This is a genomic window from Paenibacillus sp. ATY16, assembly GCF_003399985.2.
In the GTDB taxonomy this organism is placed as follows: domain Bacteria; phylum Bacillota; class Bacilli; order Paenibacillales; family Paenibacillaceae; genus Pristimantibacillus; species Pristimantibacillus glycanilyticus.
Window position 1 is genome coordinate 57,731 of sequence record NZ_NMOK02000024.1, and the last position, 13,720, is coordinate 71,450.

The window sequence follows — 13,720 nt, forward strand, 5'->3', positions numbered from 1 at the left end:
AGAAATAATAAATTAAAAAAACATTCACTACTTTAAAAAGAATACGGACTGCCTTACACTTAGCCTTGAAAGAGATCAGGCGAGGAGGAGTCAACGGATGAAATACAGAAGACTCGGAGGCAGCGGATTAAAGGTTAGCGAGATTGGTCTTGGAAGCTGGCTTACTTACGGCGACGCCACGGAGAAAGATACGGCAAGAGAATGTATCCGGTATGCGTACGAGAACGGGATTAACTTCTTCGATACGGCAAATGCGTATAACCGGGGAGAAGCCGAGAAGGTAATGGGTGAAGCCCTTAAGGAATTCCGGCGCAGCAGCTACGTGCTGGCTACCAAAGTGTATTTTCCGATGGACGCCGGCCCTAATGACCGGGGTTTGTCTCGCAAACATATTATGGAGCAATGCGATGCCAGCTTAAAACGTCTCGGCACGGATTATATTGACCTATACCAGTGCCACCGCTATGACGCGGAGACCCCGGTGGAAGAGACTCTTCGAGCATTGGACGATCTGGTTGCCTCCGGCAAAGTTCTCTATGCGGGAATCAGCGAGTGGACGGGCGCGCAAATTACCGATGCGGTTGGGATCGGCAAACGCCTTGGTCTTCGCCCTCTAGTCTCCAACCAGCCGATCTACAATATGATTGAGCGTTACATCGAGAAGGAAGTACTCCCGGTAAGCGAAAGAGAGGGCCTTGGGCAAGTCGTGTTCTCTCCTTTGGCGCAGGGCGTGTTAACGGGGAAATACAAACCGGGACAAGCTGCCCCTTCAGGCAGCCGCGCGGCTAATGACCGTACGAACTTCGTCATTAATAGCTATATGCGGGAGGATGTGCTGGCCTGCGTTCAAAAGCTGGAGCAGCTGGCGGGCGAAATCGGCGGTACCTTATCGCAATTTGCCCTTGCCTGGGTGCTGCGCCAGCCGGGTGTAAGCTCCGCAATCATCGGTTCAAGCCGGCCTTCGCAAATCAAAGAGAACCTGGGGGCTATCGATCTAGTATTGACGGACGAAGTACTTGCGCGCGCAGATGAAATTCTCTCCGAGATTGAAGGGTTTGCTCCGCTTCGTTAAGCAAGTTTCGAATGCATTCCTTCATTTAAATAGGGTATGATGGGTTCAGGTTTAATGAAGGGATGAAAGATAAGATATGAAGCTTGTTTTGCTAAGGGGATACAACTTCTTCTATTTCTCGATGTTTGCGATGTTTCTGTCGTTCCTTCCGTTATATTTCGCGGAGAAAGGCATTACGGCATCGGAGATCGGGGTTATTCTGGGGACGGGAAGCATGATCGGAGTGGTCTCGCAGCCGCTCTGGGGAATGATCAGCGATAAATATAAAACGGTCAAGGCAGTGCTCTTGATCCTGCTTATTGCTTCGATTGGCCTTGGGATGGCGCTGTTCTCGATATCGCTAATGCCAGCCGCATTTGCGCTGACGGCGGCAATGTACTTCTTCCTGATGCCGGCCGACCCGTTAACCGAGAGCATGAATTACCGCTTGGCGGAAAAAGCGGGGGTTGGCTTTGGTACCGTCCGGATGTACGGCGCGCTTGGGTATGCTGTCGCTTCCTATATAATAGGCTATATTGGCGACAGGTACGGAATGGGCAGCTTTATGTATCTGTTTGCCGCTTACGGCGTTCTCGCGTTTTTGCTCTGCGCCATGCTGCCTGAAACTCCGGCAGCCGGCAAGCCGGTGGCTTGGCGGGATATGAAGCCCTTCTTCAAGGACAAGCGTACCGTACAGTTTCTGCTGCTGGTGCTTCTGATCGCGATCCCGCACCGGATGAACGACAGCTACGTCGGCTTGTACGTGCAAAGCCTTGGCGGCGGGGTAGGGATGGTTGGATTGGCCTGGTTCATAATGACGCTGGCCGAGGTCGTATTCTTCGCTTTAATTAACCGGTTCATCAAGCCGGGCAAGGAACTGCAGGTCATCTCCGTAGCGGCGTTTTTTTATGTGCTTCGTTTTGTCCTGTCGGCCTGGTGGGATAACCCGGTAGCGATTGTATGGCTGCAGCTTTTGCAGGGCGTTTCGTTTGTCCTGTTCTATGCGGCATCCATTCAATATCTGTATACCTTGATTCCGGAGCAGTGGAAAGCGACCGGACAAACGATACTCGCGATGCTGCTGTTCGGGATATCGAGTATTATATCCTCGACGGTGGGTGGCTGGCTCTTTGACTGGATAGGGGGACCTGCCTTGTACGCTTGCATGTCGGCTTTGTCGTTTATCGGGGCTTGCTGCGGACTGCTTATTCAGCGGAATGTGAATCAAATGAAAAGGATCAGGGCAACCTGATCCTTTTTGCATATATACATATATAATAGAAGAGATTTTTTTGGAAATTCATTAATGGGTAGGAATAATGGATTGTCCGTTTTTTTGTTTGGCGCGCATATTATCGTAATCCTTAATCTTCTGAGGCATGATATCTCCGCCCGCAAACTGGTATTTCACGAGGGTATTAAAGTCCTGAAGCCATGGAGTAAGGGAATGATTCATCCAGGCTTCTTTCGCATATTCGTTAAGTTCGTTCACAAAATCCATGTTGGCCGAAATATGCACTTCCTGGACAGCCGGGGCAAGCTCCCTGACCTTCACGGCTACGGTCTGCTTCAGCTCAGGGGAAAGCATGCTGTGGTCATTTACAGTGAATAGGGAGTTATAGGGCGTGACAAGATGACGGTTATCCCAGCGTTGACTGCCGGTGTCATGATTGTATACGCCCTCGCTTGAACCGCTGCGGTCCTGTTCGTCGGTACGCCCTGCGCTCTTGGTGCCAACGGCCGACCAATCGAGAGCAAGGCCTACATAGGCATTCTTGTCGGTGAGCATTACGATGGCGGTGCCTACGCCGCCAAGCTTGGAAACTTCATTAGACAGCTTATTGCTGTATTCGAAAAAGGCATTGTCATGCTGGCGGGGATTGTTGGCGGAAGAAGTCCCGTACATTTTGCCGCCAAGCATTTTGGCGTCGCCGGCTTTCCGGCTACCGTAATCGTGATCGCTGCTTCTGCTGAGCTTCTCATAACCGCAGGCCGCAGTCATGCTTATCAATAAACAAGAAATCATCAATAATCCGGATACTCGTTTGTTCATGGGGAATCAGCCTCCATTCGGGCAGTTATAGGAATAGGGTTTGTAGGGAACGATGAAATATACACTTTGGCCTCCATACATAATTGACCATGGGTTTGGTGCACAATGTAGGGTAGGGAAACCGTGTTTGATAGCATGTTTTTAATCACTTTGTCAAAGCCGCGAAACCGTGAAAAACCTGAGTTTTTGACAGCTTTGAGAACAATTTGTGAACTCTCTGTGGAACATTGACAAATAAGTACAGCAACTTTATATTTAATTAAGTGATTTAGTTCCAGTAGTTGTCATAACATCTGTGAAACACGCAGTTTGCCGCATTATTACTAAGATGTTAGCATCTGCGAAAACGTCAAAAGTGGGGTTGATTATTGATGAATCGGTGGCAGTTTTTTAGAAAGCTTGCACCGCTTCTGGCCTTGATGGTGCTCGTGCTGTCGGCATGCGGACGAAGTGACTTGTCCACGCTGAGGCCCCAAGGTCCTGTAGCGGAAGAGCAGTTCGGACTGATGAAGCTGGCGATTTCAATCATGCTCATCGTGATTGTGGTCGTGTTTGCGATTTCTTTCTATGTAATTATTCGTTTCCGCAGACGTCCCGGCGACAACACCATTCCGAAACAAGTGGAAGGTAACCATAAGCTGGAGATTATCTGGACGGTCATTCCGATTATCCTGCTGATCATCCTGGGCGTACCAACCATCCAATCGGTATTTAACCTCTCAAAGGATCACACAAAAGATCCGGAGGCGGTTAAGGTTGTTGTAACCGCTCACCAATATTGGTGGGAATTCGAGTATCCTGAACTCGGAATTAAGACTGCACAGGAATTGGTAATTCCTAAAGGCAAGACGATCTCCATCGAAGCGAAATCAGCAGACGTTCTTCACTCGTTCTGGATTCCGTCTCTTGCCGGTAAAATCGATGCTAACCCTGGAGCTAACGTAAACATCATGTACTTCTCGGCTCCAAAAGAAGGCGTTTACTTAGGTAAATGCGCCGAGCTTTGCGGACCTTCGCACGGCTTAATGGATTTTAAAGTAAAATCGGTGGACGAGGCTTCGTTTGACCGTTGGACTGCTGCTTTGCAAGCTCCGGTTGCGCTTCCAAGCGACCCAGCTATTAAAGAAGCATTTGTCAGCAAGTGTCTGACTTGCCACGCCGTAGGCGATCAAGGCGGTCCGGCATTCCCTAACCTGACTGGTATCGGCAGCCGTGAGACTGTCGGTGGTATTCTCGTTAACACTGATGATCCGAAATATTCCAACGAAGGTTCGACTTACGACAACCTGCATCGCTGGATTGAAGATCCGTCGGCTGTAAAACCTGGCACGCTGATGCCTAAGGTTGATCTTACTCAACAAGAGCTTGACGGAATTTCTAAATATTTATCGGAATTGACTCTCGACTATCAACAATAATCATCGGTGATTAAAGGAGGTACCTACCTTGGCTCATGGACATGCGGTTAAACGTTATTCCGGCCTGATGGACTGGCTGACAACGGTTGACCACAAAAAAATCGGTATATTGTATTTAATCGCCGGCGGTTTTTTCTTCCTGGTCGGCGGGTTGGAAGCACTTCTCATTCGGATTCAGCTGTGGAAACCGCTTAACGACTTCGTTAGCGCGGATACATATAACGAGCTGCTTACGATGCACGGTACTACAATGATCTTCCTTGCAGCGATGCCAGTCATCTTCGCATTGATGAACGCGATTGTACCGCTGCAGATTGGCGCGCGCGACGTTGCGTACCCATTCGTAAACGCAATTGGCTTCTGGACTTTCTTCTTTGGCGCAGTCCTGCTGAATGTCAGCTGGTTTACTGGCGCTGCACCGGACGGCGGCTGGACGGCTTACGCCCCGCTTTCGGGCACTACATTTAACGGCGACCACGGTTTTGACTATTACGTGCTTGGCTTGCAAATTGCGGGTATCGGTACGCTGGTCGGCGGTATTAACTTCTTGGTAACGATTATTAATATGCGCGCTCCGGGAATGACCTTCATGCGCATGCCGATGTTTACTTGGTCCGTATTCATTACTTCGGCACTGATCCTGTTCGCATTCCCTGCACTGACGGTTGGCCTTGCGGCCCTCATGTTCGACCGCATATTCGACGCAAACTTCTTTGATCCTTCCGGCGGCGGTAATGCCGTTCTCTGGGAGCATATTTTCTGGATCTTCGGGCATCCTGAGGTTTATATCCTGATCCTGCCGGCATTCGGTGTTATCTCCGAAGTTGTCAGCACGTTCTCGCGTAAACGGTTGTTCGGATACAGCTCGATGGTCTTTGCTACGATCCTGATCGGTTTCTTGGGCTTCATGGTATGGGCGCATCACATGTTCACGACAGGTCTTGGACCGGTTGCGAACGGTTTGTTCTCCATTGCAACGATGCTGATCGCGGTTCCGACAGGTATCAAGATCTTTAACTGGCTGTTCACGTTGTGGGGCGGTTCGATTAAATTCAATGCAGCAAACCTGTTTGCCGTAGGATTTATCCCAACGTTCGTAATGGGCGGTGTAACCGGTGTCATGCTGGCTGCGGCTCCTGCCGACTTCCAGTACCACGACTCCTACTTCGTCGTAGCGCATTTCCACTACGTTATCGTTGGCGGTCTTGTATTGGGTCTCTTTGCTGGTCTTCATTACTGGTGGCCTAAGATGTTCGGCCGCATGCTTAACGAAGGTCTGGCAAAGCTGACGTTCTGGACATTCTTTATCGGCTTCCATCTGACATTCTTCGTACAGCATTTCCTTGGTCTGATGGGTATGCCGCGCCGGATCTGGACTTATCTGGACGGTCTGGGCTTCAATGAACTGAACTTGGTCAGTACAATCGGCGCAATGCTGATGGGTCTGGGTACGATCTTCTTCCTTCTGAATGTTGTCGTTACGGCGTTCAAGCCGAAAAACGCAGCAAACGATCCTTGGGAAGACGGCCGTACGCTGGAGTGGACGATTCCTTCGCCGGCTCCGGAATACAACTTCAAGCAAACTCCGCTTGTACGCGGTTATGATGCATACTGGAAAGAAAAAATGGATGGTCATAAAGAAATGACACCGGCTGAACCGATCGGTTCGATCCATATGCCATCCCCGTCTATTCTGCCATTGTTTATGGCGATCGGCTTGTTTATTACAGGTCTTGGTCTCATGTACTCGCATGGCGAATGGGGTAAAATCGCAGGTATTGAAGCAGGATTCGTTGTAGGCGGTATCGGTCTGATCATTACATTTACATGTATGATTATCCGTTCCCTGATCGATGATCACGGCTTCCATATCGAACCAGAAGAACTGCAAGATAAGGGGGTTAAAGCATGAGTGCACATTCCCATACTGAAGGCCAATTGCCTCATGAGCCTGAAAAAGCAACCCTCGAGGGTCGCAATAAGATTCTTGGTTTCTGGTTATTCCTTGGCGCGGAAACGGTATTGTTCGGAACGCTCTTCTCGGCGTTCCTTGCTCTCCGCGATCAAGTGCTTGACGGTCCCAAATCACAAGAGCTGTTCGAGCTTCCGCTCGTTGCGCTTGCAACAGGCTTGCTCCTGACTTCCTCGCTTACGAGCGTATTCGCAACTCAAGCTCTTCACCTGCAAAAGGTAAAAGCAATGATCTGGTGGCTGGTCATTACGGTCATTCTGGGTCTTGGCTTCCTTGGCCTGGAGATTTACGAGTTCACGAATTACGTTCATGAAGGACATGGATTTACAACGAGCGCATTCAGCTCCTCGTTCTATACATTGGTTGGCTTCCACGGCGCTCACGTAGCGTTTGGTATCGTGTGGATCTCGCTTCTGATCGGACAATTGCTGAAGAAAGGCCTGACGGTTACAACTGCTCCTAAAGCATACGTTGCCGGCATCTACTGGCACTTCATCGACGTTGTCTGGGTATTTATCTTCACCGTCGTTTACCTGATGGGAAAGGTGGGCTAATCCATGGCAAGCAATCATACCACGGAGGAACAACGTCCGGTTCGTCATAAGGTTGAAGGACCTAAGAAACACATCGTTGCCTTTATCTTCTCGATCCTGCTGACATTGATCGCTTTCGCGGCTGTCGCCGGCGGTGAGATTAACACCGACTTCATCTACATCATTCTTATCGGCTGCGCAATCTTGCAAGTATTTGTACAGATGGCGTTCTGGATGCATATGAAGGATCGCGGCCATACGTTTGCGATTATCGGTATCCTGTTTGGCGTATTCGTCGTATTCACGTGTGTCATCATGGCGGAATATTGGGCTTGGTGGTAACGTTATTGCATAATTGAAAAGAGGAGGGTCCCCAATACAGTTACGGGCCCTCCTTTTTTGCAGATATTTGAAAGGAGCTGCCATCGATGCTTGGCTTACAGTATTTCAGCTTTGAAGAGTTGTGGACCCCATGGTTTTTGTTCTTCATGATCGCCGTTGTGATTCTCTACTTCTATCTGATTGGACCATGGCGGGAGAAGCATGCACCGCACGCGGATAAGGCAACAGTCTGGCAGAAAATCATGTTCGTGAGCGCAGCGGTCATGTTCTACCTCGTGCAGGGAGGCCCGTTCAGCTTGCTGGGCCACATGATGTTTACGTTCCATATGATAGACATGTCCGTCTCTTATTTGATTGTGCCGCCAATGCTGCTGCTCTCGGTACCACCTTTTATCTGGCAGAGAATGCTCGCTGCCCAAGGCTGGAAGAAGCTACGCTTTATGACGCATCCGATTGCGGCGATTTTAACGTTTAACATGTTGTTCTCGCTCTATCATGTACCGCTTCTAAACGATTATGTGATGACGCATTTCTGGCTGCACCGGCTTGTTTATTTTATCCTGCTTGTTGCGGCCATGTTGATGTGGGCACAGATCGCGAATCCGGTACCGGAATGGAATCGCCTTACCGATCTGAAGAAGATGGCCTATGTATTTGCCAACGGCGTACTCCTGACGCCGGCTTGTGCTTTTATTATTTTCGCGAGCACGCCGATGTATGCGGTATATAGCAATCCCGATACTTGGGTGAAAGCGATGGGCTATTGCGTAAGCGATCCTTCCCAGCTGCTTACGCTGTTCGATGGACCACAGTTCTTCAACCTTCTGGGAAGCCCGGAGGAGGATCAGCAGCTTGGCGGTATCGTCATGAAGCTGCTGCAAGAGTTCATGTACGGCGTCATTCTGGCTTATATCTTCTTCCACTGGTTCAAACGCGAGCATAAGGATGACGATGTAACAAATGCGACAAATGAAGCGCCAATTGAGCTGCCCAACATGAACAAAGGCACGGTATAATAGAGCGGATAATATTTTTTGGCATGTGCTTTCGAAGCAAGAATCATCATAATCAGACTACACCTAGTCTGTTTATGTGATAATTCTTTTTAGGTGGGATAGCATTGGACAAGTACACAATTTTTCCTACGATCAGCACGAGCTTTATCGTCATAAGCGCGATTCTGGTCGCGATCGGCTGGAATCTGGCTATTAAGCGGAGGCTCGATCAACATAAGAAAGTGATGATTGCCGCGGCTATTGCAGCTCTCATCTTCTTCATCATTTATTCGTCCCGGACCGTACTTGTCGGTAATACGGAATGGGGGGGGCCGGATAGCTTAAAACCTTATTACCTAACCTTCTTGTTGTTCCATATCGTTCTTGCAACGGTAGCAGCCGTATTTGGCATAACAACACTTGTACTGGGCTTCAGGGAGAAATACGCGAAGCACAGGAAGTGGGGAAAAGTAACTTCGGTCATCTGGTTCTTCACGGCGATTACAGGCGTTGCCGTGTATATCCTTCTTTATATGATGTATCCGGGAGGCCATACCAAGCCGGTTATTGATGCGATTTTTGGCTGGTAGGATTGTATTTCTGAAAAGCTAGAGTGTGTCTCAGTTCATGAGACACACTCTCTTTTTTTGTCAAAATGGTAAAATCTGTTGACTCTTTAGTATTGCTGTGTATATACTGTGTATAAGGATATACACAGTATAATGACTGTGCTTCGGAAGGAGATGGCCTGTTGAATTTACGGCAAGGAGCCTGGCATATTGCTAAGCATGAGCTTACGCGGGATTGGGTTGGAATTTTATTTACTTTTTTATTTAGTCTATATCTGGCTTTGATAACAATTGCGGTCTACAACGATACGGAAAGAATCATGTCTTGGGTGCTCGATATGATCTTTATCGTTACATTCCCAAGCTTGGCATTCGTAATGAACAAGACGACGATGCGCTTCTGGCGGGAGGATACCTTCACCGGCAAGCTGGCCGAATGGCGGACGCTGCCGATTCCGCTCTCCCACCTTGTAATCGGAAGAATGCTTCAGCTGGTTATGGTGCTGGCTTTGGTACTGACGTTATTTTTCACGACCCAATATATACTGGTTGACCGCCTGCATGACCATTTATCTATCGGAGCTTATCTGTTGTTCGCTTTATTCTGGTATTTTTACGCCCTATCGATGGCTGTCTTGTACGTGTACTTTGAAATCGGTCATACCGGAAAGGCCTACGCGATGTTCTGCTATATCAGCGTTGTTGTCTATGCGGCAATTTGCGCGGTGCTTGGTTTTTTCAATGCCGGTATCGTGCTTGGACTCTTGGACGGACTAGAGAAGGGACAATGGTGGTATACCGCTGCCGCATTCCTCGTGTGCGTCATTACGATGTACTTGGGCTATATGATTATCAAAAAGCGGCTTAAGAACCGCCATTATACAAAAAAGACTACGGTAAGCTCCTGATTTGGAAGAAGGTGAGACTGTGTGGCTGCCAATTCATATTAACGAACAAAGCGCGGAACCGCTCTATTATCAGATTGAAGTGCAGCTAAGAGCGCTAATCGTAAGCGGGCAGCTGGAAGAAGGAACGTTATTGCCCTCCATCCGGGAGCTGGCGCAGCTGCTCAAATGCAGTGTAATTACGGTGCGCCGGGTTTATCAGGATTTGGAGAATGAAGGGCTGCTCCGGACGAAGCAAGGAACCGGAACGTATGTAGCCCGGATTGAGCAGAATGCGATGGACCGGTACCGTCTGGACGCGGTTACGGAAGCGCTCGAGGCGGCCGTTGAAGCCGGCAAGCTTGTACAATGCACGCGGGAAGAGCTGACGAAGCTGTTCCAGGAAGTGCTGGATCGAAAGTTTGGAGGGTAGAAGATGAACGAAAATGCAATAAGTTTGAAGGAAGTTGAGCTGCAACGGACGCATTTTCAACTGGGACCCATTCAGCTCGAAGTACCAAAGGGTTACGTGACGGCCATCGTAGGGCCTAACGGCTCCGGTAAAAGCTCAACCTTTAAGCTCATTCTGGATTTGATTAAGCCTCAAAAAGGGGATATCAAGCTTCTGGGGAAAAACATTTCCGAGGATGAAGACTGGCAGACGAAGAGCAGAGTCGGTTTTTTGCCGGAATTGTTTTCCCCGCATGATAATAGACTGAAGGCTTCTGCCAAGACGGAATTTGTGAAGAAGTGGTATCCCGAATGGGATGTAAACCGCTATCAGGAGCTGCTTCGGTTGTTTGAAGTCGATGACGGCATCAAGCTTGGCAAAATGTCCAAAGGGATGCGGCGCAAATACGAATTCGCTTTAATCCTGTCGCATCACCCGGAATTACTCCTCTTGGATGAGCCTTCGTCGGGGCTTGATCCGCTTGCATGGCGGACGATGATTGATGTCCTTCACCGTTACATGGAGCCTGGCGACCGGACGATTCTGATGGCGTCCCATATCGTTGAAGAAGTGAAGCGTCTCGCCGATTATATCGTATTTATGATCCATGGGCGCGTGCTAGGCGTATACGAGAAGGATGAGTTGTTCGGAAGCTGGCATGCCTTCTATGTGCATGGGGAGCAGGTCAACCGCAAGCGGGTTCAAGCCATGCCGGGACAATGCGGGATTGAGGACACTGGCGGCGGTATGCTCCGCGTCATTACGCGGATGGCTCCGGATGCCGAAGAATGGTGCGGGCAGGAACATATTACGATTACGCACCGGCAGGCTTTGCAGCTGGATGATATTTTGGCCATATTGGTTGAGCAGGAACGGACACGGCTCCGGTCATAGTTTGAGGAATGCTTTCGAAGTAAGAATCATCACGAACTGCTAAACCTAGCAGTTTGGGTGATCATTCTTTTTAGGAGGAATAATACATGAAGCCATTAATAGTAGATCGAGTGCATAAGCAATACGGGGAGAAGACGGCGGTAAACGGAATCAGCTTTGAGGTGGAACAAGGGGAAATTTACGGATTGCTGGGGGCTAACGGAGCCGGCAAAACGACCACGATGCGGATGGTGCTGGGACTGATCTATCCGGACGAGGGCAGGATTTTGTACAACGGCCAGCCTTATACTCAGGAGCAGCTCAGCATGCTTGGCTACTTGCCGGAAGAACGCGGACTGTATCCGCGCGTTAAGGTTAGCGATCAGCTGATCTACCTGGCGCAGCTGCGCGGGATGGACAAGAAGGACGCGGATGCCAACCTGAAGCGTTGGCTGGACCGATTCGAGGTTCCCGAATATTACGGCAAAAGAATCGAGGAGCTGTCCAAAGGCAATCAGCAGAAAATCCAGTTTATCGCTTCGGTTATACATCGTCCGCGTATCGTTATTTTGGACGAAGCTTTTAGCGGTCTAGACCCGGTTAACGTGGAACTGTTGAAGTCTACCGTCAAGGAATTGCGGGATGCCGGAACTTCGATGCTGTTCTCGACGCACCGGATGGAGCATGTGGAGGAGCTGTGCCGCAACATTACGATTCTTCATCGTTCCAATCCTGTTCTGCAAGGCAGCTTAAGAGAGATTAAGAAACGTTACCCACGGGAGAAGGTTGTTCTGCGCACGGTAGGCGAAGTGACCGGCCTTGAAGGGTTAAGCGGGGTGACCGGCGTGCAGAAGCATGAATACGGCTACGTGGTTGGCATTGCGGAGGAGAGCTCGGCGTCGAATATTTTGCGCCATGCCCTAGAGCAGACGACCATTCACAAGTTCGAGATTATGGAGCCGACATTAAACGAAATCTTTATTAAAGCGGTAGGCGGTGATCTGCATGAATAGTTTCTGGACGGTAGCAGGCTTTACGATGAAGAACAAGTTCAAGGGTAAATCCTTTTTAATTACGACATTGATCTTTGTCGTCATCTTATGTATCGGTTCAAACTTGCCTTATATTATTTCTTTGTTTGATAAGAATAGCGATAAACCCGCTAACATTGGTTATGCCATTGATGCGCGTGCAGTTGAAGGCACCAAAATCGCGGAGCAGCTGCGCCAAACGTACGCGGGTCAAGACAAGCCGGCAATCAAGCTGATTGAGTATCCGGATACGGGCTCCACGGAGCAGAACGAGAAGACGTTAAAAGCCGCCGTTGCGGATAAGAAAATTAAAGGCTACCTGCTATTTGGTCCTGTCAACGAGACGGGGCTGCCTACCGTAACTTATAAATCCGAGAAGCTGATGGACGAGAAAACGTCGCAGGCGCTGGAGCAAGGCATTCAAATCGTAAAAACCGACATTGTCCTGAAAGACAGCGGATTGACGGATCAGCAAAAATCTATGCTGCTAAATCCAGTTGTTATTAATACGATGCAGATCGCGGCAAGTGATGGTGCAGGCGGAGCGGGCAATGGCAAGACCGAGTCTCAGCAAGGCGTGGATATGGGCTTTGTAACCCTTCTCTTGCTGCTCTTGTTCTTCGGCATTATGGTTTCCGGCCAGATGATTGCCTCGGAAATTACGGCGGAGAAAAGCTCGCGCGTCATGGAGATTATCGTCACTAGCGTATCGCCGCTAAAACAAATGTTTGGCAAAATTTTCGGCATGTTTGTGGTAAGCCTAACGCAAATGGTAGCTTACTTGGTTGTTGTCATTATCAACATCAACCTGCCTCATAACAACTCGGCGTTCATGCAATATAATATTGATCTTTCGAAGGTGGATCCGCTGCTTCTGGTATATGGCTTGCTGTTCTATGTAATGGGCTTCCTGTTGTACGCGACTTTGTTCGCGGCAGTTGGTTCCATCGTCAGCCGTACCGAGGATCTGGGTCAAGCCGTTATGCCCATTACCATGCTGTCGCTGGCTGGCTTCTACATTACCACGTTCAGCATTTCCAGTCCGGATACGATGCTTGTAAAAGTCACTTCGTTTATCCCGTTCTTCTCGCCGTTCGTCATGCTGCTTCGCGTCGGTCTCGCCAATCCGCCAATCTGGCAGGTTATTGTCTCCATCGCGATCCTGCTCGTAAGCATTTACGCGGCGGGCTGGCTGTCCGCCAAGATTTACCGTACCGGCGTCTTGCTCTACGGTAAGCGTCCGAGCTGGAAAGAGTTAAGAAAGGCTATGAAGGCGTATAAAGTATAGCAATTATAGGTGAAAAAAATGTGAGTAACGGTTATAGATTAGACAGTTTACAAGATAAAACAAGACAATTCACAGGTAAAAATAAGACAATTTACAAGATAGACAATTAAAATCAAAGAAAATGAGCCTCTAGAATCGCTTCTAAGGCTCGTTTTTTCGTTCATAAAGCCATTTACAAACCCTGATAAATATTTAGACTGCCGTAAACATCATTAAGCTAACGGGCAGGATACTTCCAATAATGCCATCTATCTAGGAAA

At 49.0% G+C, this 13,720-nt stretch carries 14 protein-coding genes; 13 read left to right on the forward strand and 1 reads right to left on the reverse strand.

Translation table 11 applies throughout. The features are described from left to right. Window positions 1-97: 97 nt before the first annotated feature. Both CFI03_RS15415 and CFI03_RS15420 read left to right on the forward strand, forming a co-directional pair. The gene (locus tag CFI03_RS15415) at window positions 98-1,072 is read left to right on the forward strand and encodes an aldo/keto reductase family protein (protein WP_201008369.1); all 975 of its coding nucleotides are present in this window, start codon (window positions 98-100) and stop codon (window positions 1,070-1,072) included. Between the two features lie 76 nt (window positions 1,073-1,148). Continuing rightward, on the forward strand, window positions 1,149-2,303 hold the full coding sequence (locus tag CFI03_RS15420) for an MFS transporter (RefSeq protein ID WP_248757886.1): 1,155 nt from the start codon (window positions 1,149-1,151) through the stop codon (window positions 2,301-2,303). 51 nt (window positions 2,304-2,354) lie between these two features. Here the strand turns inward: CFI03_RS15420 and CFI03_RS15425 are convergent, their stop codons facing one another. Beyond that, entirely contained in the window at window positions 2,355-3,104 is a 750-nt protein-coding gene (locus tag CFI03_RS15425; RefSeq protein ID WP_127495362.1) for a hypothetical protein, read from the reverse strand. A 371-nt stretch (window positions 3,105-3,475) separates the two neighbouring features. Between CFI03_RS15425 and coxB the strand changes: the two genes are divergently transcribed. The 11 genes from coxB to CFI03_RS15480 all read left to right on the forward strand — a co-directional run bounded on the left by coxB (window position 3,476) and on the right by CFI03_RS15480 (window position 13,460). Next, window positions 3,476-4,522: a cytochrome c oxidase subunit II gene (coxB, locus tag CFI03_RS15430; protein ID WP_015846853.1), complete on the forward strand. Its 1,047-nt coding sequence runs from the start codon at window positions 3,476-3,478 to the stop codon at window positions 4,520-4,522. A 67-nt stretch (window positions 4,523-4,589) separates the two neighbouring features. After that, window positions 4,590-6,434: a cytochrome c oxidase subunit I gene (gene ctaD, locus CFI03_RS15435; RefSeq protein ID WP_248757990.1), complete on the forward strand. Its 1,845-nt coding sequence runs from the start codon at window positions 4,590-4,592 to the stop codon at window positions 6,432-6,434. Then, entirely contained in the window at window positions 6,431-7,048 is a 618-nt protein-coding gene (locus CFI03_RS15440; protein WP_201008371.1) for a cytochrome (ubi)quinol oxidase subunit III, read from the forward strand. Before ctaD ends, CFI03_RS15440 begins: the two co-directional genes overlap by 4 nt. Window positions 7,049-7,051: 3 nt before the next feature. Next, on the forward strand, window positions 7,052-7,369 hold the full coding sequence (locus CFI03_RS15445; RefSeq protein WP_015846850.1) for a cytochrome C oxidase subunit IV family protein: 318 nt from the start codon (window positions 7,052-7,054) through the stop codon (window positions 7,367-7,369). A gap of 86 nt (window positions 7,370-7,455) precedes the next feature. After that, a complete protein-coding gene (ctaG, locus tag CFI03_RS15450) occupies window positions 7,456-8,385 on the forward strand; it encodes a cytochrome c oxidase assembly factor CtaG (RefSeq protein WP_201008372.1) in 930 nt (309 codons plus the stop codon). A gap of 104 nt (window positions 8,386-8,489) precedes the next feature. Then, on the forward strand, window positions 8,490-8,954 hold the full coding sequence (locus CFI03_RS15455) for a DUF420 domain-containing protein (RefSeq protein WP_015846848.1): 465 nt from the start codon (window positions 8,490-8,492) through the stop codon (window positions 8,952-8,954). Between the two features lie 161 nt (window positions 8,955-9,115). Further along, window positions 9,116-9,841 (forward strand): hypothetical protein, encoded by a 726-nt coding sequence (locus CFI03_RS15460; protein WP_248757887.1) that lies wholly within the window; start codon window positions 9,116-9,118, stop codon window positions 9,839-9,841. Between the two features lie 19 nt (window positions 9,842-9,860). Next, window positions 9,861-10,250: a GntR family transcriptional regulator gene (locus CFI03_RS15465; protein ID WP_248757888.1), complete on the forward strand. Its 390-nt coding sequence runs from the start codon at window positions 9,861-9,863 to the stop codon at window positions 10,248-10,250. A gap of 3 nt (window positions 10,251-10,253) precedes the next feature. Continuing rightward, a complete protein-coding gene (locus CFI03_RS15470) occupies window positions 10,254-11,162 on the forward strand; it encodes an ABC transporter ATP-binding protein (RefSeq protein WP_248757889.1) in 909 nt (302 codons plus the stop codon). 86 nt (window positions 11,163-11,248) lie between these two features. Next, a complete protein-coding gene (locus CFI03_RS15475; RefSeq protein WP_248757890.1) occupies window positions 11,249-12,154 on the forward strand; it encodes an ABC transporter ATP-binding protein in 906 nt (301 codons plus the stop codon). Next, the gene (locus tag CFI03_RS15480; RefSeq protein ID WP_201008376.1) at window positions 12,147-13,460 is read left to right on the forward strand and encodes an ABC transporter permease; all 1,314 of its coding nucleotides are present in this window, start codon (window positions 12,147-12,149) and stop codon (window positions 13,458-13,460) included. Before CFI03_RS15475 ends, CFI03_RS15480 begins: the two co-directional genes overlap by 8 nt. Window positions 13,461-13,720 lie beyond the last annotated feature (260 nt).